The organism is Tundrisphaera macrotermitis (assembly GCF_051175315.1).
Classification (GTDB): Bacteria; Planctomycetota; Planctomycetia; order Isosphaerales; family Isosphaeraceae; genus Tundrisphaera.
The window spans coordinates 42,017-66,503 of record NZ_CP195100.1 but is presented as its reverse complement, the minus strand read 5'-3'; the positions used below and the strand labels follow the sequence as shown (position 1 = coordinate 66,503).

Sequence of the window (24,487 nt, the reverse complement as noted above, 5' to 3'; positions counted from 1 at the left end):
TAGTTTCGGTCCTCCCGACTCGTACCAGACCGACCGGATGCGACCCTCGCCGCGAGCCAAGACCTTATGGCCAGCCCCGATTCCGCGCCCTCGACGCCCAACGCCCGGTCCCCGCTCGACCGCGCCCGGATGAAGGCCTACTGGCGCCTGATCCCCCTCCTGTTCATCTGCTATGCCGTGGCCTATGTCGACCGCACCAACGTGGCGATCGCCACCCTGCGGATGGCCGACCAGCTCCCGGCCTTCGACAGCCGGGTGATCGGCTGGGGCTCGGGCATCTTCTTCCTCGGCTATTTCCTGCTGGAAGTCCCCGGGTCGCTGATCGTCGAGCGCTGGAGCGCGCGGCTCTGGATCAGCCGGATCATGATCACCTGGGGGCTGATGGCGGGCCTGACGGCGTTCGTCCGGGAGCCCTGGCACTTCTACGTCGTCCGGTTCCTGCTGGGGCTGGCCGAGGCGGGGTTCTACCCCGGGGTGATCGTCTACCTGACGCACTGGTTCCCGACCCGAGACCGGGCGCGGGCCCTGGCCTACTTCTTCATCGCGGCCCCGCTGGCGCAGGCGGGCAGCCCGCCCCTGTCCAAGCACCTCCTCAAGATCGGCACGACCGAGGTCGTCGACGGCGTGGAGATCCACCACGACACGTTGATGGGCCTGGTGGGCTGGCAATGGGTGTACATCTTCTGGGCGATCCCGGCGGTCATCCTCGGGTTCGTCGTCCTGGCGTTGCTCACCGACCGGCCCCGGCAAGCCCGCTGGCTCGCCGCCGACGAGCGCGAGGCGTTGGAGGAGGAACTGGCCCGGGAGAAGGAGCTGAAGGCGCGGGACGGGAGCGTGCACACCTCGTTCCGCGAATCCCTCAAGCATCCCAAGGTCCAGATCCTGACCGTCGCCTACCTGCTCGCCGTGATGGGCAACTACGGCATCGAATTCTTCATGCCCCGGATCCTCAAGGCGGTGCATCACCTGACCGACGACCAGGTCACGTTCCTGGTGATCTTCCCGCCGCTCGGGTCGCTGGTGGGCCAGTTGTTCGTCGGCTGGAACTCGGACCGGGTGGGCGAGCGGCGGATGCACGTCGTCCTGCCGATCTACCTGGCGGCGGCGGCGCTCGGGGTGATGGCCTTCGTCCAGCTGCCGCCCCTGTGGCTGACGCTCACGCTGTTCATCCTGGCGTTGACCGGGCTGAAGGCGTATCTGCCCGCCTTCTGGACGATGCCCTACCTGTTCCTGAGCCAGGCGGCGGCGGCCGGCAGCATCGGGCTGATCAACTCGGTCGGCAACCTGGGCGGATTCGTCGGCCCGTCGATGATGGGGGAATTGGAGAAGCGGACCGGGTCGTACCAGATGGGCCTCGGCATCCTCGCCGGGGCCATCCTGATCTCGGGGACCATCTTCCTCCTCCTCGGACTCGGCAAGCGGGCCGAGCCCGGTCCGGCCGATCGGGACGATTCCCTGGCCGAGGCCCTGGCCTGATTCGCGTCGATTTCCCCCACAGGCCCGGCCCGGAATCCCCACGATGGCGGAATACCTACTAACCGGGCGCGACCCCGGCGGGAAGAAGATGACGGTCCGGATCGACGCCGACTCGGCCGACGAGGCCGTGCGGATCGCCGGCGAGGATGGCCTGTCGGAGATCGTCCTCCACACCGACGACGTGGGCGCCCGCTACACCCGGCAAAGCGCCGTGGAAGAGGTGATCTCCCCGCGCGATTTCATGAAGTTCCGCGACCTGCCCCCCCGCCTTGCCGGCTTCCTGATCGTCGCCGGCTCGCTCTACCGCAGGTCGTGGGTGCTCTACCTGGCCGAGGCCGGGCTGCTGCTCCTCCGGCGCACCAAGGAGATCCCCTGGGGCTGGTTCGACTGGATCCTGGTCGGCCTGCTCCTGTTCCCCGCCGCCTTTGCCCTGGCCTCCCAACTCTTCCGGGGGGCGGCCGGGCGGTACAACGACCTGATCGAGGCGGCATCGTGGGGGCGTTGGGAGGAAGTCCTCGGCAGGGTCGACGGCCTTCAGGGGCCGGTCCCCGCCGAGGAACTGGCCTTCCGCAAGGCCCGGGCGCTGGTCGGGCTGGGCCGGGTCGACGAGGCGATGGCGGTGATCCTGCCGTTCGGCGACGGCGCGGCGATGCCGGAGTGGATGTTCCTGTCGCGGATGCCCGAGATCTACCGCCCCGCCCACCTCCCCGAGGCGGCCAAGGCCGCGACCGACCGTTCCGTGGAGTTGGCCCCCGACAACGCCACCGTCCTGCTCGACGCGGCGCAGGCATACGCCTGGCACATCCACGACCCCCGCCGCGCCTCGGAACTCCTGGCGCAGGCGCGGAGGCACGCCATCAGCGACCTCGCCCAGCCGTTCGCCGCCCGCATCGAGGGGCTGATCCGGCTCGAAGAAGGCCGGCCCCGCGAGGCCATCCCGCTCCTGGAAGAAGCCTCGCGGAAGCTCCACGCATTCCGGCACGCGTCGGCGCTGATCCCCCTCGTGCTCGACCTCATCCATTCCGACCTGGCCCTGGCCCACGCCGGCTGCGGCGACATCGAGGCGGCCCGGCGCCACTTCCGGGCCGCCCTGCCGAGGCTCCGGGCCCTGGGCTACGACGACACGATTGCCCGTTGCGAGCGGGCCATCGGGGCCGACGCCCGCTAAGATGATGGGGGGCGGCCCGACGTTCGAGGCCCCCGACCCGGCGACCGGACGCGAGAGGGCGACCGATGGACCATCCCCCCGATCCCGCCCCGGCGCCGGCCGCGCCCCCCCGACGCAAGGCCCGTTGGCGCCGACCGGCGGCCCTGCTGTTACGCGTGGCCGTCGTGGCCTATCTGGGAGTGGCCGCCGTGCTGTTCGCCTTCCAGGAACGGATGATCTTCCCGGGGGCCGAGACCCGGGGCCGGGCCGACGCGATCGTCGAGCCCCGGCCCGGGACGGAGTTGGTCACGCTGACGACGGCGCGGGGCGACCGGGTCGTCGCCCTGTTCGGCCCGGCATTGACGGACGACGGCCGGCCCCGGGACGACGCCGCGACCCGCCCGACGATCCTGTTCTTCTACGGCAACGCCATGTGCCTGGCCGCCGCGACCGACCTGTTCGAGGACTTCCGCCGCCTCGGGGCCAACGTCCTGATCCCGGACTATGTCGGCTACGGGATGAGTTCGGGCAAGCCGGGCGAAATCGGCTGCCGCGAGGCCGCCGACGCGGCCTTCGCCCACCTCGCCGCCCGGCCCGACGTGGACCGGGCCCGGATCATCGCGGCCGGGTGGTCCTTGGGCGGGGCGGTGGCCCTGGACCTGGCCGCCCGCCACCGGGTCGCCGGGGTGGCGACGTTCTCCGCCTTCACCCGGATGGCCGACATGGCCCGCCGCATGTTCCCGATCCTGCCCGCGTCGCTCCTGCTCCGCCACCGGTTCGACAACCTCGCGCGGATCGCCGAGGTCGGCTGCCCGGTGCTGATCGGCCACGGCCGCCGCGATCAGATCATCCCCTATGAGATGTCGGACCGGCTCGCCGCCGCGGCCCGGACCCCGGTCGCCCGCATCGCCGTGGACGCCGCCGACCACAACGACTTCTTCTGGGTCGGCGGGGATGCCGTCCTGGACGCCCTGCGCCGGTTCGCGGAGTCGCCGGCAGGGTCGCCGCAGGCCGCGCCTCGCTCATAATGATTCGGACATGATTCGCATTCGCGAATTTCCCCTCGATCCCCGCGACCCGCGATCCGAATCCATTCGTGACGGGCCCCCGCGCCCGGGGCGTGGCGGGTCCGGGCCGGCCGGGGGACGAGGTCGTCCCCGCGGGCAATCCCCCGGCCCGGGCCCCGGACGGCAGGACGGGGGGCCCCGAAGCCGGGCCGCGCTCCCCTCGCGGCCCCCAGGATTTCCCCCCTCGGCCCATGAGGGCCCGCACGGAGATCCCCGCCCATGCCCCACGATCGTCCCGCGAGCCGGACCCGCCCCGGTGGCCGCCCGCGCCCCCGCCCGCTCCACGTCGAGCAGGTCGAGGCCCGGCAACTGATGGCCACCTTCTCCGTCACCGTCACCGGCGACGCCGGGGCGGGCTCGCTCCGCCAGGCCATCCTGGATTCCAACGCGTCCCCGGGCCAGGACACCATCAGCTTCGCCATCCCGGGCGCCGGCCCCCACTCGATCGCCCCCCTGACCGACCTGCCCACGATCTCCGACCCGACCGTCCTGGACGCGACCACCCAGCCGGGCTACGCCGGCACCCCGGTCATCGAGATCAACGGCAGCCTGGACGCCTCACCGACCATCCGAACCGGGCTGACCGTGGCCGCCCCGAACACCACGGTGCGCGGGCTGGCGATCAATCGGTTCAACGGCTACGGCATCGACATCCAGAACGCGATCGGCGGCACGATCGCGGGCAATGCGATCGGCACCGACCCGTCCGGCACCCTCGCCCTGGGCAACCGCACGGGCGGCATCCGCACCCTCGAATCCAGGGCCCTGGCCATCGGCGGCCCGGCGGCCCGGGACGGCAACACCATCTCGGGCAACGCCGGGGACGGGATCTTCGTCGCCAATTCGAGCGGGCAGCCGACCGGGATCGCGATCCTGGGCAACCGGATCGGGACCGATCCGGCCGGCACGCTCGTCCTGCCCAACTCCGGGAACGGCGTCCTGGTGGAGGCGTCGGGCGTCCAGGTCGGCGGTGTCGCTCCCGGACAGGCGAATATCATCGCCAACAACGGGTTCAACGGCGTCCAGATCGGCAGCTTCAGCTTCCAGAGCAACCGGACGTCCAACCCGATCCGGGGCAACAGCATCTTCGCCAACGATGCCCTGGGCATCGACCTGGGCGGCAACGGGGTGACGAGCCCGGACTCGTTCGGCACCGGCTTCGGCCCGAACCGGCTCCAGGCGTTCCCGTCGGTGAACGCGGCGTTCCCGTCGGCCGGGGGGGCCGGCACGACCGTCGAGGGCCGGCTGGTCAGCACGCCCAACGCCACGTTCACCATCGACTTCTACGGCAACGACACGGCGGGCCGCTCCGGCTACGGCCAGGGCCGGCGCTACCTCGGCTCGGCCCAGGCGACGGCCAACGCCGACGGCAACGCGGACTTCGCCCCGACGCTGCCGGTCGCCGTGCCGCCCGGCCAGCTGATCACCGCGACGGCGACCGACGGGGACGGCAACACGTCGGAATTCTCGCTGGCCCGGTCGGTGACCCCCACCGCCCAGGCCAACCTGTCCGTCTCGATCTTCGACTTCCCCGACCCGGTCCTGGTCCGGGGCGACCTCGCCTACACCGTGACGGTCGTCAACAACGGCCCGACCCGGGCCACCGGCGTGACGCTGACGGACGCCCTGCCCGCCGGGGCGACGTTCCTCTCGGCCACCACCAGCCAGGGGACGTTCGCGGTGGCCGACGGCGTCCTGACCGCCGGCCTGGGCGAACTCCGGACCGGCGAGTTCGCCACGGTGCGGATCACCGTCCGCCCGACCGCCGAGGGGACGATCACCACGACGGCCACCGTCCGGGCCGACCAGGCCGATCCCGAGGCGGGCAACAACACCGCCACGGCCACCACGACGGTCAACCCGCCCACCCCGGCCGACCTGGTCGTGTACAGCTTCGCGGCCACCGCGCCGCTGAACGTCGGCGAAGATCAGCTCTACACGGTGGTCGTCGGCAACAACGGCCCGAACCCCGTGGCCGGCGGCGTGACCCTGATCGACACCCTCCCCGAGGGAGCGGCGTTCGTCTCGGCCAGCGTCAGCCAGGGGACCTTCTCGGTGGCCGACGGCATCCTGACGGCGAACCTCGGCGACCTCCAGAGGGGCGGCAACGCGGTCGTCCAGATCACCGTCCGCCCGACCATCCCCGGCCGCTTCACCAACAAGGCCGTGGTCGTCGGCGCCCAGGCCGACCAGAACGCCCTGAACAACACCAGCACGCTGGAGCAGCTGGTGAGCGTCGCGTTCGCCGACCTGTCCGTCTCGGCCGTCGCCCTCCCCAACCCGCCCCAGCAGGGCCGGCCGCTGACCTACACCTTCAACGTCCGCAACCCCGGCCCCGGCGACTCCACCGCCACGACCCTGATCGACGAGCTCGACCCGGGCGTCACGTTCGTCTCGGCCACCAGCAGCCAGGGGACGGCCACCGCCTCGGGCGGCATCGTGACCGCCAACCTGGGCACGATCATCGCCGGCCAGTCGGCGCAGGTCACCATCGTCGTGATCCCGTCGGTGATCGGCGTCATCTCCAACACCGCCACCATCCGGGCCGACCAGCCCGACTTCAACCCGGCCGACAACGTCGTCACCACCACCTCCACGGTCGTCTCCGAGGTCACCCCGCCCACGATCCTGGCCCAGCGCCTGATCGCGACGCGCACCGCGGTCACCGGCGTCGTCCTCACCTTCAGCGAGGCGATGAACCCGGATCAGGTCGAGGCCCTGAACAACTACCAGGTCCGCCCCTCCAACGCCGACGGCGTCGCCAGGGGCGCCCCGGTCGCGATCGCCTCGGCCCGCTACGACGCGAGGCGCCGCACCGTCACGCTCACGTTCGCCAGGCCGCTGCCCCTGGGCCGGTTCTACGCGCTCACCGCCAACGGCGTCGGGGCGTCGGGCCTGGTCGACCCCTCGGGCAACGTCCTGGACGGCGACCTCAACGGCCTGCCCGACGGCATCTTCCAGGCGACCATCGGCCGGGGCACGATCTCCCGCCCGCGCCGGTTCCAGCTCGACCAGGTCATCCCGATCCCGGCCCGCAAGGTCAAGAAGGCCCCGGCCCCCGCGACCCCCGCGACGCCCAAGGTCCTGTCCAGGGACGTCGCCCTCGACCTGTCGTTCACCCGCCGCCTGATCCAGAGTTCCTGACCTCGGCGGGCGGCCCGCCCCCCAGCTCGATCACCGAGACCTCGGGCGGGCAGAGAAATCGGATCCGGGGGGCCTGGCCGCGCTCGTGGCCGACCCCCCGGCTCACGTAGATCGGCACCCCCGCGATCCGGTGCAGGCCGCCGGCCGCCACCTCCCGGGGGACGCCCGACAGCACGACCGGGGGCCCGTAGCCCGGCACCACCACCTGCCCGCCGTGGGTGTGGCCCGCCACCACCAGGTCGACCCGCGAATTTGGCCGCAGGCCCAGCGCCACGTCGGGCCGGTGGGCCAGCAGGATCCGGGTCTCGCCGTCGTCGCCCCCTTCCTCCAGCCGCTCGACCAGCCTTTGCGCCGCCGGGCCGGCGTAGTCCAGCTCCACGCCGCCGATCGCCAGCCGCCGGCCGTTGACCGTCGTCCGCGCCACCTCGTCGACCAGCAGGCGGATCGAGGTCGCGTCCAGGATCGAGAGGATCCGGTCGCCGGGCCCGTCCACGTCGCCGAGGACCAGGTAGACGCCCCCCGGGGCCGACAGCCGGGCGAGCAGCGCCGCCAGGGCCTCCCGGTTCGCCTCGAACTCCTGGTGGCTCCCCTGGAAGACGTCGCCGGGGATCAGGATCACGTCGGGCTTCTGCGCCATCAGGAGGTCCACGGCCCGGCGCTCGTGCTCGCCCACGCGGTCGGTCTGGAGGTCGGTCAGCACCCCGACCCGCACGGCCTCCGACCCATCGCGGCCGGGGATCGCCAGCCGGGCCGTCTCCAGTTGCAGCCGGTAGGGCTCGATCCAGCTGGCGAACACGCCCACGAACGCCAGCCCCAGCGAGGCCGCCGCCGCCGCCCGCACCGGCCCGGAGACCCGCCGCCAGGGCTCGCCGCGCACCGGCCACGACGCCAGCAGCAGCGCGGCCCCGATCGCGGGCACCAGCACCACCAGGTCGACGTAGACCAGGTGCATCATCCCGAACAGGTGGACCCCGAGCCGGCCCAGCACGATCAGCTTGAGCAGGAACGCGGCCGAGGTTGCCGCGAAGGCCAGCCCGACCCGCGCGGCCCCGATCGCGGGCCGGCCCCGGCCGCCGAACAGCGCCAGGCCGGCGACCGCCGCGTCGATGGCCGTCGACCCGGCGATCACGGCCCCGAATGGAATGTCCTCGAACACGCCCACCCCTCTATCCCGGCCGGACGCCGCGAGCGGCCCCGGACCTCAGCGAATCACGGCCGACGGGTTCAGCGACTCGACCGTCTTGAGGAACCCGTAGGGCGTGAAGTTGACCAAAGGCACCTTCAACCCGGCCTTCCGCGCGACGTCGGCGGTGAAGCTCACGCAGTCGACGACGGTGACGACATAGGTTTTGGTCGCATAATCGGCCGCCGTGGCGTCAACCGCCTTCCTCAGGACCAGGTCATCGATCCGGAACCGGGCCGAATGGTTGATCAGGGCCGAGCGGTCGGAGCGGTCGACCTTCCCCCGGCCGGCCGGCGACCGATGCCGCTCGGGCAGGAAGCCGTACCATTCCACGACGCTCCCCCAGGTGCATCGGACCCCCGAGTGGAACATCCCGGTCTCGCTGAACAGCATCAGCTCCGCCATCGCCATGCCTCCATGTTGCCGGGCCCGGATCATCACGGCGCCATCATAGCGACCTCTCGCCGCCGTCGATCGGTGCGGCCCGCCGATTCGAGGCGGATCGGGCCCCGTCCGCCCCGCGCGGGGTGACCCGGAACAGGACGAACTCGCGATCGAACCGGGTGCGCGGCCCCCGGGCCAGGGCCTCGACCGATCCCAGGCGGAGCAGGGCGGGGCGGTCGCGGTCCCGGGCCACCACGTCGAACCGCCCCGGGGTCGGCGGCCGCGCGGCCAGGTCGTCCGCCCCCTGCCTCCAGGTCGCGGGCCGATCCAGGTAGTAGAGCCGCACGGCCCAGTCGTGCGGGACCGGGCCGAACGGGGTCGGGTACGGCTTGCGGTCCCAGTCCTCGTACAAAAACGCCACCGGCCCGGGCCCGTCGACGGCCCCGCCCAGGGTCGCATAAAACCCCCACTCGACGCCCCTCCGGTCGTACTTCGGCCCCAGGGCCAGGTGTCCGACTCCGCAGCCCAGCCCCAGCAGGGCGAACCCCGCCACGGCCGCCCGCCGCACCCGGTCCCCGCTCCAGCCCCGGCGGCCGAGCCGTTCCCCGACCCGCACCAGCGCCAGGGCCGTCCACACCGACCACGGGGGCAGGGCATAGATGGCGTAGTGGCCATTCTTGACCGTGGCCGCCGACAGCACCAGCACCGGCACCAGGGCCCACGCCCAGAGCAGGCGATCCCCGCCCCCGGGCGTGACGCGGGCCCTCCGGAACGACGCCCACGCGCCCCACAGGCCCAGCGGGGTCCACGGCAACACCTGCCCGAGCACCGACGGCCCGTACATCCACCACGGCCCGCCGATGAAGTGCTCCGGCCGCGCCGCCATCCGGTCGGACACGTGGAGCGTCCAGAGCGACCACGCCTCGGGGTGCCGCACCACCACCGCGACCGGCCACGCCAGCGCCAGCACCGCCGCCAGCAGCCAACCCAGGGGGTCGACCAGCCGCCTCGCCGTGGCCCGATCCCGGTCCCAGAGCAGGACCGCCACCGCCGCCGACCCCGCCAGCACCGCCCCGAACCCCAGCCCCTTGGCCAGCGAGGTCATCCCCAGGAGCGCGAAGAACGCCCACAGCCACCGCCGGCCCGACCCGGGCTCGCGGACCCGGTCGAACGCGACCATCACCCAGACGATCAGGCAGGCCAGGACGATGTCGGCCTCGGCCAGCCTTCCCCTCAATACCGTCCATCCCGTCGTCGCCTGGACCGCGCCGGCCAGCAGTCCCGCGTCGGCCCCGAACCTCCGGGCCGCGAACACGGCGATGCCCACCGCCATCAACGCCGCGGCCAGCGCCGACGGCAGCCGCGCGGCGGCCTCGGTCACGTCGCCGACCGCCCACCCGATCCCGGCGGCCATCCAGGTCGATAGCGGCGGCTTTTCGAGCCACGGCCGCCCGTCGATGGTCGGCACCAGCCCCAACCCGCCCCCCCGGACCATCTCACGCGCCGCCTGGGCCACGAACGCCTCGTGGTACGTCAAACGCCCCGACCCGCCCAGCCCGACGCCCAGCGTCAGCGCCGCCAGCCCGGCGATCGCGGCGATCCTCGCCCGTCCCAACGTCGTCCCTTTCATGGCGCGGGCCCTCCCCGGCCCTCGGCGGGGATCGTACCGGGAAGGGGAGGGATTGGCGAGGCGAACCGCCAACCTCACCCCGGCCCCGGGTCGAGCAGCCCCCGGAGCGGGGCGGGGAAGGCCGCCCACGAGGTTTGGTAGGTCGCTTCGAGGTGGACCGGGACGTAGACCGAGGGGGTCAGGAACAGCGGCATGTCGGGCAGCGTGTCGCCCACCGCAATCGGTTCGATGTAAGCCGTCACCGCCGGCCCCGCCGCATAAGAGGCCAGCGTCAGGGGTTGATCCGGGGTCGCCTCGAATTCTTCCTCCTGAAACTCGTCCCAGATCGCCCGGGCCAGCCCGTCCGGATCGCGCGCGGTCGGCGGGAACAGGTCGACGATCAGGGCGTGGACACCCTGCCGGACCAGGTCGGACACCTTGGCGACGAACGCCCGCACCTGCTGGCCGCCCCCTTGTTCCCCGGCGAGACGATCTCGATGAACGCCACGACCTGACCGTGGCGGTGCCGCACGGTAACCCGATTCGCCTTCTGCGCGTACAAGCCCAACTCGGCGACCCGCACCACGCGGGCCCGAGGCGGCACCTCGGCCACGGCGACCGCCGGCCCCTCCGCCGGGCCGGGCCCCCCCTCGCGCCCGCCCAGCCCCAGGGCCAGAACATCGGGGATCGGCCCCCGGATCGCCTGCTCGGCCAGGGCGAAATAGTCGGGGGGCAGCCCCCCGTCGTTCAAGGCATCGCACAGGGCCGCGATCCACCTCTGGTGGAACGAGTGGAACAGCTCGGCATCGACGCGAGTCCAGTCATGCACCGGCATACGATGACCTCCGCTAAACCCAGGTGCCAGGGTCAATGTGGCCCGACGCCGTAGAGCGAGAAGCGGAACGCGACATTGGCCTCAACGAGGATTTTCAGGAAACTTTGCCCCAATGGGAAGTCTGCCAAAAAGCGACCCGAGTGATCTTCGGGCTCGATTGCCACGTCGATTTCAACGCGAACTCCGAGTTCTGCAGACTTCCTGATGGCCGGAGACAGCGTCGGGATGATTTCTTCGATGCTTCGGCACTGCGTCCCCCAGTCATCGTCCTTGGAAAGACTGCAAGAAAATCTGTTCAGCACTCGATCAGGACCACCGAACGGGGCGGGTAGCAGGCGATTCACCTCATCCCCGATCTCATGCAAATCTTCGATGCCTGAGAATCCGGAAAACCTGATGACGCTGTACATCGTCCAAATCCCTGCGTTTCCTGGCATGATCCGGGGCCCAAGGCCAATACATCATTTACATATACCACCTCATGCTCATCCCATAGCAAATCACCCCTCGTCGCGATGGTAATCCAAGGGCCATTCCAGGTCCTCCCATCGACAGGCGCGTGCCCTCCCCGGCCCTCGGCGGGGATCGTACCGGGAAGGGGAGGGATTGGCGAGGCGAACCGCCAACCTCACCCCGGCCCCGGGTCGAGCAACCCCCGGAGCGGGGCGGGGAAGGCCGCCCGTCGGGGTTGGGTCGGCCTCGCGACCGCCGATGCCATTTCCCCGCGGGTTTCTTCCCGGATTTTCACGCATGCAGGCCGGGCACTGCGGTTATCATGGCCGGGCAAAGGAGACGCCCATGACGACCTGGCCGGCCGTGGCGATGCTGCTCTGCGTCGCCGATGCTCCGAAGTCGGACCCCGAGGCGGACCGGGCCAGGAGGGCCGAGATCATCGCCCGCGTCATGGCCGAACCCCTGCCTCCCCAATTCCGCCCGGCGAACCTCTTGACCTACGAAGAGTACGCGGCCCCGGATGAGGCGGTCGTCGGGGAATTCATCGAGGACGAACTCGCGGGAGGCTTCGCGCGCCGCCGGGTGGACGTCCCGCCCGGGCCGGCGAAACGTCGACTCGCCCTCGCCCCGGATTGCTACGACCGATGGATCTTCGGTTCCAAGGTGGACCCGGCGTCGCGTCGCGAATGGCTGAACCACCGGCTCGACGTCCGCATCGGATGGGCGGCACGGGCTCGCCAACTCACGCCCGCCGAGTCCGAGAAGATTCGCCTGGCCGGATCGGGGGATATCAAGCGATTCCTCGATCTGGCGGAGTCGATGCGCGGTGAGTTCGACGCCGTGCGCCTGAATGAGGACGCCGGTCGTCAATACCTGAACAACAGGCTTTCCCCGATCCGTGTCCTTTTCCAGGAAGGCCCGTTCGGCGAAGACTCTCTCTATGCCAAGGCGTTGCGAAAAGTCGAGGATGACCGGAAATAGAGGGCCGCTGAAGCCGGGTCGTGGGATTTGGCCGATCGAGCCCAGGTCATGATCCCCGGATCCGCCACGCCTGCGCCCCGCCATGGACGGTCCACCACGAGACTCGGAGGCCCGATGGCCGGCGAAGCGGCGAGCGACATCCTGCGGCTCCCGGCCCAGTCCACGCGGGCCGGAACCCTGACGTGAAAACCGGACAGGATGGGCACCTCCCACCATGAGATCATATGATACGGTGGTCGGTGCCCAACCTACGCTACTGATGCCGCTTACCGAATGGATCGTCGAACACGGCGCGGAGGATCTCGGCGGAGAGGAAGGGGGCGAAAGATTCGGACGGGAGGTTCTTGTACGGGCATTTCGGGAAGCACACGGCCCAACCGGCGAATCGGGCCGCCCACTCCAGCAAATCTCTCTCGCCGAGCCTCCCGGACGTCTCGGGAGGATGGAGCATGGCCCGGAGTTTCCCCTCGGGGATAGCCCGGATCTCGGCCAACCATCGGTCCATCGAGTCGGGATCGGTGTTGTGGATGACCGCGAAGAACCCGCCTTCCGCGAGCCAATCCGCCTCATCGAGCCCTTCCCGATTGACCTCCCCGGCCAGATACTGCTCCGCCAGTTCCACCCCAAGTCGGCTCCACTCCACCACGAGCAAATCCCAGATCTCGCGGCAACACAGCAAATAATACCGATACAATGCCGCATGGAATTCGCGGAACGCCGGCGACTCGGACAGGGCCTCGACGAAATCGAGCCACATCCCTTCGGTCCCGCGGGCCTGCCACAATGCTTCGATCATGCCCCGCGTATCCGAAGTCGCGAACCATTCCGATCTCGTCATGGCACCTCTCATCCGCCCCAGGTAGCCGGGCAGGGTGGGCACTGCCCACCATAAAATCATACCATAATATGGGCGTTGTTCACCCTACGATCCTATCGGTTTGTTTGGTTTTGAGGGAGATGAACGCTTGAGCCTGATCGTCGAGGCAGTCGAGCGGTAGGGTCACGAATTGCGCCCGGGAAAAGAGGAGAAGCCAAAAGCGGGGGAAACGCCACACTTCCGCGATGCTCGACCAGGGCAGGGTTGAGCTTCCGAGTTCGGAAGCGAAGCTGACCTGTTCCTCATTGTAGGCGAAGGTCGCCTCGGGAGAGCGCATCCTGCGGAACCGACCGATCGTACTGCGAGCATGAACAACATACAAAGAAATGAACATCAAACAAGCGAACGGTAAACCGGCGCCGAGGAATCCGACCGTCCAATCCCAGTCGTGGCTAAGGAGCAAATATATAAAGAACAATGCAATCAATGTCGCAACGAAGAAGAATGAAATGCCGAGTTGGCGAACGATCGTTCGGAAGACGAAGGCTCGCACGGCCTCGCGTAATAAGGGCTCGGAATATCGCAGCTTGCACTCGTGCATCCCGTCCCCCATGGAGTAAGCCCAGCCGAAGCCACCGCCAGCATGACTCCCTTCGCCTCTTGCGACCAGGGTCAGAAACGTCTTCCTTCCTCGATCATCGCTTTGATGGTGAGGCCAAGCCCGAGCGTCGGGGCCCCCTCCCGAAACTGATTCATGGCCTGGACCGCCTCCTGCGGGCTCATCCGGAGTGTGGGGCCTGGGGGGGGACCAGGACGGCCATCGGCACGCCATGGTCGAGGATCGTGATCCTCTCACCCCGGGCCACTCGCTCCAGGAGTTGCGGCAAGTTCATCCCTGCATCGTGGGATCCGATCGAAGATTCCATGACGCCCCCGTCGATCGATAGGCATGCCAGGCAGGGTGGGCACCTCCCACCACGAACTCATAGGATACGGCGGGCGGCGACCACCCTGCGAGGCTCAGGTCAGCAGGAATTCGAGGTCGTCGCGGGTCAGGGTGCCGATGACGTTGCGGTTCTCGTCGAGGATCGCGTCGGCGAGGTCGCGCTTCTTCTGCTGGAGTTCGAGGATTTTTTGCTCGACCGTGTCTCGGGCGATCAGGCGATAGGCGAACACCTGCTGGGTCTGGCCGATCCGGTGCGAGCGGTCGATGGCCTGGGCCTCGATGGCCGGGTTCCACCAGGGGTCGAGCAGGTAGACGTAGTCGGCCGAGGTCAGGTTCAGCCCCAGCCCGCCCGCCTTGAGGCTGATCAGGAACAGCGGGATCGTCGGGTCGTTCTGGAACTTCTCGACCCGATCGGCGCGGTTGCGGGTCTTCCCATCCAGGTACTCGTACTTGATCCCCTCGGCGTCGAGCCGGTCGCGGACCAATCCGAGGAACTTGGTGAACTGCGAGAACACCAGGATCTTGTGCCCCTCGTCGGCCACCTCGGCCAGCTGCGGCATCAGCATGTCGAGCTTGGCGCTGGGGTCGCCGGCGCGGTCGGGGTCGATCAGGCCCGGGTGGCAGGCCGCCTGGCGGAGCCGCAGGAGGGCCTCCAGGACCTCGATCTTGGAACGGCCGATCTCGGCGGTCTCCTTGCGGAGCAGGGCCGTGCGGTAGTGGGCCTTCAACTCCTCGTAGACCTGCCGCTGGGCCGGTTCGAGGTCGCAGAACAGGGTCTGCTCGACCTTCTCGGGCAGGTCCTTGACGACCTGGGCCTTGGTCCGGCGGAGGATGAACGGGCGGAGCGTCCGGGCCAGCAGCGCCCGCGCCCCCTCGTCGGCCGCCGAGGCGCCCGAGGCGTACTTCTTGAACACCGCCGAGGCGCCCAGCATCCCGGGGTTGAGGAACTCGAAGATCGACCAGAGTTCCCCGAGGTGGTTCTCGATCGGCGTGCCGCTCATGGCCAGCCGGTGCCGCCCCTGGAGCAGCCGCGACGCCTTGGCCGCCTGGCTGTCGGCGTTCTTGATCGCCTGGGCCTCGTCCAAAATCACGTAGTCGAACATGACCTGGCTGAGGTCGACGATGTCGGTCCGCAGGGTGCCGAAGGTCGTCACGATCAGGTCGTGGTCGGAGAACGTCTCGCGGGCGGCGTGGCGGTTCGGACCGGTATAGTCGAGCACCCGGAGCCGGGGCGTGAACTTCTCCGCCTCGCTGATCCAGTTGAACACCAGCGACCGCGGGACGACGATCAGCGACGGCCCCTTGGACAGCCGCCGTGCCCGGCGGCTCTGGAGCAGCGCGAGCACCTGGACGGTCTTGCCCAAACCCATGTCGTCGGCCAGGATGCCGCCGAACTCGAACTTCTGGAGGTATTCCAGCCAGCCGAGCCCTTCCTGCTGGTAGGGGCGGAGTTCGCCCCGGAAGCCGGCCGGGGCGTCCTTGGGCTGGACCCCCTCGAACCGGGGCAGGGCCTTGCGGATCTTGCCGAAGCCGATGTCGACCTTGATCTCCGGCTGCGCCGCGAGCAGGGCATCCAGGAGGCCGGCCTGGGCCTTGCCGAACCGGAGCGGGCCGCCCTCGTCGGAGGAGCCCATCTCGGCGAGCAGCCCGTATTTGCGGAGCCACTCCTCGGGCAGCATCCCCATCGACCCGTCGCCGAGCGTGACCATGGTCTCGCCCCGGCGGGCGGCGGCGAGCAGGTCGGGCAGGGCGACGTCCTGGCCGCCGTAGTCGACGTGGCCGCCGAGTTCGAACCAGTCGATCCCGGTGGTCACGTTCAGCTTGAATTCGCCCGCGGCGCGGATCAGGACCCCTTCGGCCTCGACCCGCCAGCCGGCGGCGACCAGCTCCTTGGTGACCTGCGGGACCCGCTTGGCGGGCAGCTCCAGGCTGCCGGGGTCGAGCAGGTGGTCCTTGGCGTCGCGGAAGCCCAGCTCATAAAGCTGGATGCCCGCCGCCTGCTCCAGCGCCACGGCGCGGCGGATCACCAGGCCCTGCTCGCTCCGGACGGTGAGGTCGCCGGGGGTGATGATCGTGACGTAGGCGCCCGAATAGTCGAACCCGAGTTCGGCGATCAGGCGATCGGTGCCCCAGTTCTGCCGGGGGGTGCGGAGGGTCAGGCAGGGGATCGGGGTCCCCTCGGCCTCGCGGAACTTGATCGCCTCGGACTCGATCAGCTCGCCGACCGGGACGCGGGCGTCGGCCAGGAGCCGGGCCAGCTTCTCGTCCAGGTCGGGGACGTCCAGGAAGACCATCTCCTTCTCGTGGCGGAGCCGCATCACCCACGGGAACGAGATCGTTTCTTCGAGCCGGGCGACCTTGCCGACCCCGTGGATCACCAGGCCGGGCACGATCGCCAGGGGCTCGGTCAGGTCGATCCGGTCGGCCCCCTGGCCGAGGTTGCGGCGGAGCATCCCCCGCCACGACCAGCGCTTGCCCGACGGGTCGCAGCGGAGGTCGAGGCCGAACCGCCACGGGGCCTGGTCGTCCCAGCGGACCGGGGGCGGATCCTCCTCGCCGTCGGTCCGGCGGAGCCGCAGCCGCCCCGATCGCGCCAGCCGCTCGACGATGGCCGCCTGCTTCTCGGCCTGGATCATGAACCGGCGCGTCCCGGCGGACTCGCCGTGGCCGTTGCTGTTGACCGCCGTGGCGCTGGCCGAGGCGACCTGGGCCGCGACCAGCTCGGCCAGGAGGTCCTGATCCTCCTGGTCGTAGCGGACGGCGGGCAGGTTCGGGGTGTGCCACCACGGCTTGAGCGGACCCCAGTCGCCGTTGGGGCGGCGGGCCCGGCGGGCCAGGTCGATCACGACCTGATTGGCCGCGAGCGTGGCCGGGACGTCGATGATGTAGGCCAGCAGCCGCTTGGCCTTCTGGGCGGCGACGGCGGCCGCGCGGGCGGCGCGGGCCTCCCGGGCCTGGGCCTTGAGGTGCTGGGGGTGGAGGTTGCCGTTGGGCCCGTCGACCGCGATCTCCCGGCCCCTGCGGTCCTTGGGCGTCCGCCCCGGCCGCGCCGGCGGCATCGGCCCGGGCCCGCGGCCCGGACGCTCGCGCTCCCCGTTGGCCCCCCTGGGGGGCATCTGTCCCGGCCCCCGGGGCGATTGACCCGGCCCCTGGCCCCGGGGCGCCTGCCCCGGCCCCCGCGGCATCTGTCCCGGCCCCTGGCCCCGGGCGGCCTGTCCCGCCCCCTGGCCACGCGGGGCCTTCCCCGGATGGGGCCCCCGGGGCGGCCCCTGGGCGGGGTTCGGCCCGCGGGGCATCTGGCCGCGCGGCGGCATCTGCGGGGGGTTGGGCCCCCGTGCATGGGGGCCCGGGTGGGGCGGACGGGGCGGGGCGTAGTTGGGCCCGTAGCCGCGATGGGGCACGCCGGGCCCCGGCCCGATCCCGTTGTTGCCCGGCGAGGGGCCGGGGCCGGGGCCGTAGGGGGATCCCATCCCGGTGATCGGCAGGTTGGACTCGGGGGCCGGGGGCCGCGGCCCCGCCTGGCGCTGCTGCGGGGGGTCGGTGATCAGGTAGACCGGCCGGTTCGGCTCGGGCGCCAGCAGCCCGCGTGCGTCGGCGGCCAGGAACGTCGCCCACAGGTGCTTGCACGGCGCGCCGGTGGGCGCGAAGTAGGGGCACGAGCAGGTCGCGATCAGCTTCGGGCCCCGGGATCGGACCCGGACGCGATACTTCTCGGTCCCGCGCACCTTGGCGACGACCTCGCCCGGCGTCGCCGTCGTGATGACGACCCGGTTCTTGGCGAAGTACGACTGGCCGCGGGAACGCACGGCGTCGCTGAAATGTCGGGCCAGTTTCTGGGCGATCCCCATCGTCACTTCCCATCCGGGGCGGCCGAAGCCGACGGCCGGGGCGAATTCCCCGGCGTCCTCACCGATGTCACCTCGTCGGGGCACCCGGCCCGCAGACTCGCCGCCCCCGCCGCGCCCGGTGGGCGGGTCGGGACGACCATGAGCCGACGAAGGTTGATCCAACCCGCGAACCTCGACGCGATTCCGCTTCCGCTCTCGATCTCTCTGCATTGACACCCATCGATACGATTCGGGAATCGAAAGATCCGGCCGGGGCGGATGGGCCGGGACGCCCGCTCCGCCGTCACCCCGCCCCTTCCGCGATGCCTGCGCGCCAGGTCGTCGGGCCCGTCGCGGGACCGCTCATGGCGCGGAATCGACCTCGCAGGCCTCGGCCCGTGCGGGGCCCGACCCGCCGGGCCACGGCCCGCGGCCCGGCCCGGATCTCGGCGAATCGTCGGCCGTCCGGGAGGGGTCAGACGTCGAGATTCTTCACTTCCAGGGCATGCTTCTCGATGAACTCGCGGCGGGGCTCGACGTCGTCTCCCATCAGGGTCGTGAACAGGTCATTGGCGGCGGCGACGTCGTCGAGGTGGACCTTCAGCAGGGTCCTCCGCGACGGGTCCATCGTGGTCTCCCAGAGCTGGTCGGCGTCCATCTCGCCCAGCCCCTTGAATCGGGTGATCTTCATCCCCTTCTCGCCCAGGTGCCGGATCGTGGCCACCAGGGACCGGAGGTCCAGCAAAGCGTGTTCCTCGCCGTCGCGATGGAGGATGAATCGGGCGGGCGGGTCGTCGCCGGTCACCTCGATGGCCACCAGGGAGTCGGCCTTCATCCCGAACTCGTCGCGGAGCCGGGCCAGGAACTTGTTGAGCGTGCGGACCTCGTGCAGTTCGGTGACGTGCGCCCCCGCGCCGTCCTCGCCCGGCTCGGGCAGGGACTTCTGGACCGATTCCAACTCCTCGGCGGTGTGGGGCCAGGCGTCGACGCCGCCGCCGGGGGCCGCCTGGACGTGGTAGAGCGGCAGGAGGCCGGTCTCCGGGTGCGCCAGGGCCAGGAAGGGGCGGAGCGGCAAATTCCTCCGCCCGAACGCCCGGAGGGCGTTGTCCAGCCCGGTGACGATCTCCAGCAGGGCCTTGAGCCGGTCCCCCTCGATCGACGCGGACGGGTCGGCCTCGGCGGGCCCGGCCGGGACCAGGCGGGCGTCCTGGAGTCCGACCTCGTTGAGGATCCCCTGCATCTCGGGCTCGGTCTGCACGTAGCGCCGGGTCTTCTTCTGGGTGAGCATGTAGAGCGGCGGCTGGGCCACGTAGAGGTGCCCCTCGGCCACCAGCTTGGGCATCTGTCGATAGAAGAACGTCATCAGGAGGGTCCGGATGTGCGACCCGTCGACGTCGGCGTCGCTCATCATGACGACCTTGCCGTAGCGCCGCTTGCCCGGGTCTTCCTCGTCGCCGATCCCGTTGCCGACCGCCGTGATGATGTTGCGGACCTCGTCGTTGCCCAGGACGCGGTCGAGCCGGGCCCGCTCGACGTTGAGGATCTTGCCGCGGAGCGGGAGGATCGCCTGGTAGAGCCGGTCGCGGCCCCCCTCGGCGGTCCCGCCTGCCGAGTCGCCCTCGACCAGGAACAATTCGCTGGAATCCTGGTCGTGGGTGGTGCAGTCCATCAGCTTGCCGGGCAGGCCGCCGCCGGACAGGACGCCCTTGCGGTTGCGGACCAGGTCGCGGGCCTTGCGGGCCGCCTCGCGGGCCTCGGCCGCCAGCTGGGCCTTGGCGATCACCTTCTTGGCCGCCTGGGGGTTCTGCTCCAGGAACTCGGCCAGCTTGTCGTTGACGACCTTGGAGACGATCCCCTCGACCTCGCCGTTGCCCAGCTTGGTCTTGGTCTGGCCCTGGAACTCGGGGTCGGGGACGCGGACGGAGACGATCGCCGTCATCCCTTCCTTGAAGTCCTCCCCCTTGATCTCCAGGTCCTTGTTCTTCGCCGGGGCGGACTGCTTGGCGTAGAGGTTCAGGGTCCGGGTCAGGGCGGTGCGGAAGCCGGTCAGGTGGGTCCCGCCTTCGACCGTGTTGATGTTGTTGCAGTAGGAGACCAGGGTCTCGCTGATCGAATCGTTGTACTGCAACGCGACCTCGACTTCAACCGCCCTCTCCTCGTCTTTCCCGGAAAGCAACACCGGCGCGTGGATCACGCTCTGCGCCCGGTTGAGGTAGGCGACGAATTCGGTCAGGCCGCCCGACGAGAAGAATTCGTCGCGCCTCGGCTCATCGCCCCGCTCGTCGACCAGGATGATCCGCACCCCGCGGTTCAGGAAGGCCAGCTCGCGGAGCCGCTTCTCCAGGATGTCGTAGTCGAACTCGATCATCGGGAAGATGGCGATGTCGGGCAGGAACTGGATCTTGGTGCCGGTGGTCTTGGCCGGCCCCACCTCGCGCAGGGGGCCGCAGGCCTCGCCCTGCTTGTAGTCCTGCTTCCAGACCTTGCCGTCGCGGTGGACCTCGGCCTCCAGCCATTCCGACAGGGCGTTGACCACCGTGATCCCGACCCCGTGCAGCCCGCCCGACACCTTGTAGGTGTCGTGGTCGAACTTGCCGCCCGCGTGGGGCTTGGTCAGGACGATCTCCAGGGTGCTCTTGTCCTTGAACTGGTGGTGCGGGCCGGTGGGGATGCCCCGCCCGTCGTCGATCACCGACGCCGACCCGTCGGCGTGGACCGTCACCGTGATCGTCGAGCAATGGCCGGCCATCGCCTCGTCGATCGAGTTGTCCACGACCTCGTAGACGAGGTGGTGCAGGCCCCGGGTGGTGGTGTCGCCGATGTACATCCCGGGCCTTTTGCGGATCGCCTCGATCCCTTCCAGCACGCGGATGTTGGCCTCGGTGTAGCCCGGGCCCAGCGCGGCCCCGTCGCCCTGGATCGTCCCGGGTTCGCGATCCTGGATCTCGGCCGTCGCCTGCTCGGAATTGGTCAGGGCCATCGCGGAATCACCTCGATCGTTCGGGAAAGGCGAGGCTCGTCATGGCGGGCGGGCGCGACCCTCGTGCGGGCCGGGCTCCTGCCTCGCGGGCCCGGCGGGGAGGTCCCCTCAGCCCGGGCCGCGGGCGGGCGGCTCGATCGGGCCGACGCGGAACCGGATGTCGTGGATCGGGGTGCCGGGCGCCTCGCGACGCAATGCGGCCAGGATTTCGGGCTTGCGGTACGACGACAGTTCATCGATCAGGATCGGGTGGGCCACGGTCACGTTCAGGATGCCCCGCCGCACCGCCCCCACCTTGGTCTGGCGGCTGGCCGGCTCCCCGACCGCGGCATTCCAGGCCGCTTCCAGCTCCCCGGCCCCCATCAGGCGGCCATAGCCCCGCGCGGCGAACAGGTTGCCCAGGATGTCCGAGAGCGCCTTCGGCTCCCTACGCTTCGGGCTGGACGGCATGACGACGCCTACCCTTCTCGGCGGCATGAACGTACTTCCATGATACGCCACCTCTCCCCCCGCCGCAACCCATGCGGCGGGGACTCGCCCGAATCCCCCGCGGGCGGCGACGCCCGCCGGGTCGCTCAGCGGTCGCGGGTGAGCGGCATGACGACGTAGGTATAGCGGTCCTCGGTCTTGAAGACGGCGGCGTTCTTGTGGTCGATCAGCTCGGCGGTGATCATCGCGTCGTCGGCCACGGTCTTCAGGGCGTCGGTCAGGTAGCGGGGGTCGAAGGTGATGTCGACCTCCTTGCCCTCGTAATGGATCGGCATGGTGACCTGCGAGCTGCCCAGGTCGGCGGCCTGGCTGGTCAGGGTCAGTGTATCCCCGGCGAACCGGAAGTCGACCCCCCGGCTCTCGTCGCTGGTGAGGATCGACGCCTGCTCGACCGCCTGGCGGAGCAGGGCGACGTCCAGCGGGATCCGGACCTCGACATCGGTCGGGAACACGTCCTGATAGCGCGGGAACCGCCCCTCGACCAGGCGGCTGTAGATGATCGCCCCCTGGTCCGACGTGCGGATCAGGACCGCCGAGCCGGACTGGATGGCGATGTGGACGGACAGATCCTCGTCGTCCAGGTTGCGGTCGATCAGCTTGAGGGCCTTGATCGGGATCACCGGGCTGCCGGTCGGCGGCGTCGCGCCGTTCTCGGCCTCGGCGACGGCCTCCATCTTGGCCAGGCGGCGGCCGTCGGTGCCGACCATCGTGATCGCGTCGTCCTTCAGCTCGATCAGGACGCCGCCCAGGGCGTAGCGGGTGCTCTCGGCGTCGGTGGCGAACATGGTCCGGCGGATGAGCCGACGCAGGTCGGACGCAGCGACGACGTGGTAGCTGGTCGCCCCGAAGTCCGGGACCTCGGGGTATAAGCTCGGGTCTTCGCTCTGGAGCTGGTATTTGGCGTACGTCCCGCGGATGTGGAGCTTCTCGCCGTCGGTCTCGATGTGGAGTTCGGCGTCCGACGACTTGCTCAGGATCTCCTGCATCTTGTTCGTCGGCAGGATGACCGAGCCGGGCTCATACGCGTTGACGCCCAGGACGCGGTGACGAATACCGACTTCCAGGTCGGTCGCCATCAAGATCGCGCCGGCGTCGGGGTCGGCGACGAGCTTGACGTTCTGGAGGATCGGCTTGGGGCTCCGCGACGGGACGACCCCGCTCACCATCCCGAACGCGGCGAGCAATTCCTTTCGCTTGCACAGCGCCTTCATGCAATCCCCCGCATCGGGGCCCGGTCGATCCTGGGACCGATCCGCGTCCCTCTTGGATGTCTAAAGAGAGGTCAACCCACCATCTTCATCTTCGAAGGCGCGGCGTCATCCGGTGGATAAGTCGGGGCGCACCGCATCGAATCGCATGTTACCAAAGAACTTAATCGGCGACAACGCGGGTTCCGGCCCGGGGGAAAACCGGTCGACAACCCGGTTGCGCGCGCCGGGGGGCGCCGGCACTCATGCGCATGGGTCCGATGCCACCGCCGGATCGGCGCCGTGGCGCGTCGGCCCGTCACCCGGCGCGCCACGGGTTGCTGACAGGTTTTCCCCCGCCCGTTGTGGATGGAATGGGCGTGCGGACGCCCGGGTCGTGCCGGTCGTTCCGGCATCGGCCCGGGCGTGATTTCGGGGATGATCCCGGGCCCGGGATCGGCCCGGGTGCGTCACCCCATCGTGACGACCGGGCGCATCAGGCCGGGCCGCGCGAGCCGGCCGGGTAGTCGCTCATCGGGACCTTGCCGTCCTTCCAGGCGGCGAGGATCGGCTCGACGATCCGCCAGGACTCCTCCGCCTCGTCCCCCCGGATGGTGAGGATCGGGTCTCCCGAGAGGATATCCAGGATCAGCCGGGCGTAGGCCGACGACTCCTGGGGGGCCAGGGTGGTGTTCAGGTCGACCCGCTCCAGGTCGAAGGGGTCGCCGGGCCCGTTGACGTTGATGCCCAGCCCGACCTGGTCGGGGGCCATGGTCAGGCGGAGGACGTTGGGGGCGGTCTCCCCCTTCTGGAACGGGAGGTGGGGCACCGGCTTGAAGTGGATCACGATCTCGTCCCGCTTCTCGGCGAACGCCTTGCCGGAGCGGAGGACGAACGGCACGCCCGACCATCGCCAGTTGTCGATGAACAGCGTGGCCTGGACGAACGTCTCGGTGTCGCGGGCGGGGTCGACCCCCTCCTCATCCACGTAGTTGGGGATGGCGCGGCCGTCGATCTCGCCGGCCGTGTATCGGCCCCGGGTCGTGTGCCGGGCCACGTCGTCGGGCCCGAACTTCTGGACCGCTCGGAGCACCTCGACCTTGCGATCGCGGAAATCGCGCTGGTTGAACGACAGGGGGGGCTCCATCGCCACCAGGCAGAGGAGCTGGAGCAGGTGGTTCTGCACCATGTCCCGCAAGGCCCCGGAGCGGTCGTAATAGCCGGCGCGGCCTTCCAGGGCCACGCACTCCTCCCAGGTGATCTCCACCCGCTCGATGTTGTCGCGATTCCACAGGTTCTCGAAGATCCGGTTGGCGAACCGGAGCCCTAGCACATTCTGGATCGTCTGCTTGCCCAGGAAGTGGTCGATCCGGAAGACGCAGTGTTCGGGGAAACTGGGAAGGATCAACTCGTTCAACGCCTTGGCCGAGGCCAGGTCGGTGCCGAACGGCTTCTCGACGATGACCCGGCTCCCCTCGGGGAGCTTGATCTGGGCGAGCCCTCGGAACACGTCGGCGAGCAGGCCCGGGGGCAGGGCCAGGTACAGGACGACCGGGCCGTCCCCCCCCTCGATCACCGGGCCCAGGCTCTTCGGGTCGGTGACCTCGGCCTGGTGATACTCGAGCCCGGCCACCAGCGACCGCCGGGCCTCCTCGGGGAGCTTGGACCCGTGCTTGTCGAGCCGGTCGGCGACGTGGCGGCGGAACGCCTCGGTGTCCCAGTCCTCCTGCCCGACGCCGACGATGGCGGTGTCCCGGAGCTGGGGGACCCCCTGATGTTCGAGGTCCGCCAGGGCCGGGAAGAGGTAGCGTCCGGCCAGGTCGCCGGTCGCACCGAGGATGATCAATCGCGAGGCCATCTTGCGTCTCCAGCATCGATGTCGGTCGGGGCGCGTGGGCGCCCGAGCCGGCGCCCATCCGGGTCCGGGGAACCCCTGGTGCAGACGGTGCGCCAGAGTCCGGG

19 protein-coding genes are annotated in these 24,487 nt (G+C 70.1%); 5 read left to right on the top strand and 14 right to left on the bottom strand.

Annotated elements, in window-relative coordinates; translation table 11 throughout:
* Positions 1 to 66 precede the first annotated feature (66 nt).
* The 4 genes from TA3x_RS00260 to TA3x_RS00245 all read left to right on the top strand — a co-directional run bounded on the left by TA3x_RS00260 (position 67) and on the right by TA3x_RS00245 (position 6,834).
* Positions 67 to 1,476 (top strand): MFS transporter, encoded by a 1,410-nt coding sequence (locus TA3x_RS00260; protein ID WP_435018107.1) that lies wholly within the window; start codon positions 67 to 69, stop codon positions 1,474 to 1,476.
* A 43-nt stretch (positions 1,477 to 1,519) separates the two neighbouring features.
* A complete protein-coding gene (locus TA3x_RS00255) occupies positions 1,520 to 2,644 on the top strand; it encodes a hypothetical protein (protein ID WP_435018106.1) in 1,125 nt (374 codons plus the stop codon).
* Between the two features lie 65 nt (positions 2,645 to 2,709).
* Complete coding sequence (locus TA3x_RS00250) at positions 2,710 to 3,651, top strand: alpha/beta hydrolase (RefSeq protein WP_435018105.1); 942 nt, start codon at positions 2,710 to 2,712, stop codon at positions 3,649 to 3,651.
* 258 nt (positions 3,652 to 3,909) lie between these two features.
* Positions 3,910 to 6,834, top strand: a complete 2,925-nt coding sequence (locus tag TA3x_RS00245; RefSeq protein ID WP_435018104.1) for a hypothetical protein — start codon at positions 3,910 to 3,912, stop codon at positions 6,832 to 6,834.
* On the opposite strand, the gene TA3x_RS00240 is transcribed toward TA3x_RS00245, so the two are convergent.
* From TA3x_RS00240 to TA3x_RS00215, 6 genes are all read right to left on the bottom strand, one after another.
* Positions 6,806 to 7,996, bottom strand: coding sequence for a metallophosphoesterase (locus TA3x_RS00240; protein ID WP_435018103.1), 1,191 nt, complete (start codon positions 7,994 to 7,996; stop codon positions 6,806 to 6,808). The two genes, TA3x_RS00245 and TA3x_RS00240, sit on opposite strands and share 29 nt — an antisense overlap.
* Positions 7,997 to 8,035: 39 nt before the next feature.
* On the bottom strand, positions 8,036 to 8,422 hold the full coding sequence (locus TA3x_RS00235) for a hypothetical protein (protein ID WP_435018102.1): 387 nt from the start codon (positions 8,420 to 8,422) through the stop codon (positions 8,036 to 8,038).
* Positions 8,423 to 8,465: 43 nt separating this feature from the next.
* A complete protein-coding gene (locus tag TA3x_RS00230; protein ID WP_435018101.1) occupies positions 8,466 to 10,031 on the bottom strand; it encodes an ArnT family glycosyltransferase in 1,566 nt (521 codons plus the stop codon).
* Between the two features lie 74 nt (positions 10,032 to 10,105).
* Entirely contained in the window at positions 10,106 to 10,468 is a 363-nt protein-coding gene (locus tag TA3x_RS00225; RefSeq protein WP_435018100.1) for a hypothetical protein, read from the bottom strand.
* Positions 10,411 to 10,845 carry a hypothetical protein gene (locus tag TA3x_RS00220; protein WP_435018099.1) on the bottom strand — a complete coding sequence of 145 codons (435 nt, stop codon included), beginning with the start codon at positions 10,843 to 10,845 and terminating at the stop codon, positions 10,411 to 10,413. Before TA3x_RS00220 ends, TA3x_RS00225 begins: the two co-directional genes overlap by 58 nt.
* A 32-nt stretch (positions 10,846 to 10,877) precedes the next feature.
* On the bottom strand, positions 10,878 to 11,255 hold the full coding sequence (locus TA3x_RS00215) for a hypothetical protein (protein ID WP_435018098.1): 378 nt from the start codon (positions 11,253 to 11,255) through the stop codon (positions 10,878 to 10,880).
* A 388-nt stretch (positions 11,256 to 11,643) separates the two neighbouring features.
* Between TA3x_RS00215 and TA3x_RS00210 the strand changes: the two genes are divergently transcribed.
* Positions 11,644 to 12,279 carry a hypothetical protein gene (locus TA3x_RS00210; protein ID WP_435018097.1) on the top strand — a complete coding sequence of 212 codons (636 nt, stop codon included), beginning with the start codon at positions 11,644 to 11,646 and terminating at the stop codon, positions 12,277 to 12,279.
* Between the two features lie 253 nt (positions 12,280 to 12,532).
* Here the strand turns inward: TA3x_RS00210 and TA3x_RS00205 are convergent, their stop codons facing one another.
* The 8 genes from TA3x_RS00205 to TA3x_RS00170 form a co-directional block, all read right to left on the bottom strand.
* Positions 12,533 to 13,075, bottom strand: coding sequence for a hypothetical protein (locus tag TA3x_RS00205; RefSeq protein ID WP_435018096.1), 543 nt, complete (start codon positions 13,073 to 13,075; stop codon positions 12,533 to 12,535).
* Between the two features lie 121 nt (positions 13,076 to 13,196).
* Entirely contained in the window at positions 13,197 to 13,697 is a 501-nt protein-coding gene (locus TA3x_RS00200) for a YcxB family protein (RefSeq protein WP_435018095.1), read from the bottom strand.
* Between the two features lie 178 nt (positions 13,698 to 13,875).
* Positions 13,876 to 13,989 carry a type II toxin-antitoxin system Phd/YefM family antitoxin gene (locus tag TA3x_RS00195; protein WP_435018094.1) on the bottom strand — a complete coding sequence of 38 codons (114 nt, stop codon included), beginning with the start codon at positions 13,987 to 13,989 and terminating at the stop codon, positions 13,876 to 13,878.
* Positions 13,990 to 14,116: 127 nt separating this feature from the next.
* Entirely contained in the window at positions 14,117 to 17,974 is a 3,858-nt protein-coding gene (locus TA3x_RS00190) for an SNF2-related protein (RefSeq protein ID WP_435018093.1), read from the bottom strand.
* A gap of 370 nt (positions 17,975 to 18,344) precedes the next feature.
* Positions 18,345 to 20,849 (bottom strand): DNA topoisomerase (ATP-hydrolyzing) subunit B, encoded by a 2,505-nt coding sequence (gene gyrB, locus TA3x_RS00185; RefSeq protein ID WP_435018092.1) that lies wholly within the window; start codon positions 20,847 to 20,849, stop codon positions 18,345 to 18,347.
* 108 nt (positions 20,850 to 20,957) lie between these two features.
* Positions 20,958 to 21,299 (bottom strand): DUF721 domain-containing protein, encoded by a 342-nt coding sequence (locus TA3x_RS00180; RefSeq protein WP_435018091.1) that lies wholly within the window; start codon positions 21,297 to 21,299, stop codon positions 20,958 to 20,960.
* Positions 21,300 to 21,424: 125 nt separating this feature from the next.
* Positions 21,425 to 22,549: a DNA polymerase III subunit beta gene (gene dnaN / locus TA3x_RS00175; RefSeq protein ID WP_435018090.1), complete on the bottom strand. Its 1,125-nt coding sequence runs from the start codon at positions 22,547 to 22,549 to the stop codon at positions 21,425 to 21,427.
* A 472-nt stretch (positions 22,550 to 23,021) separates the two neighbouring features.
* Positions 23,022 to 24,383, bottom strand: a complete 1,362-nt coding sequence (locus tag TA3x_RS00170; RefSeq protein WP_435018089.1) for a glucose-6-phosphate dehydrogenase — start codon at positions 24,381 to 24,383, stop codon at positions 23,022 to 23,024.
* Positions 24,384 to 24,487: the final 104 nt, after the last annotated feature.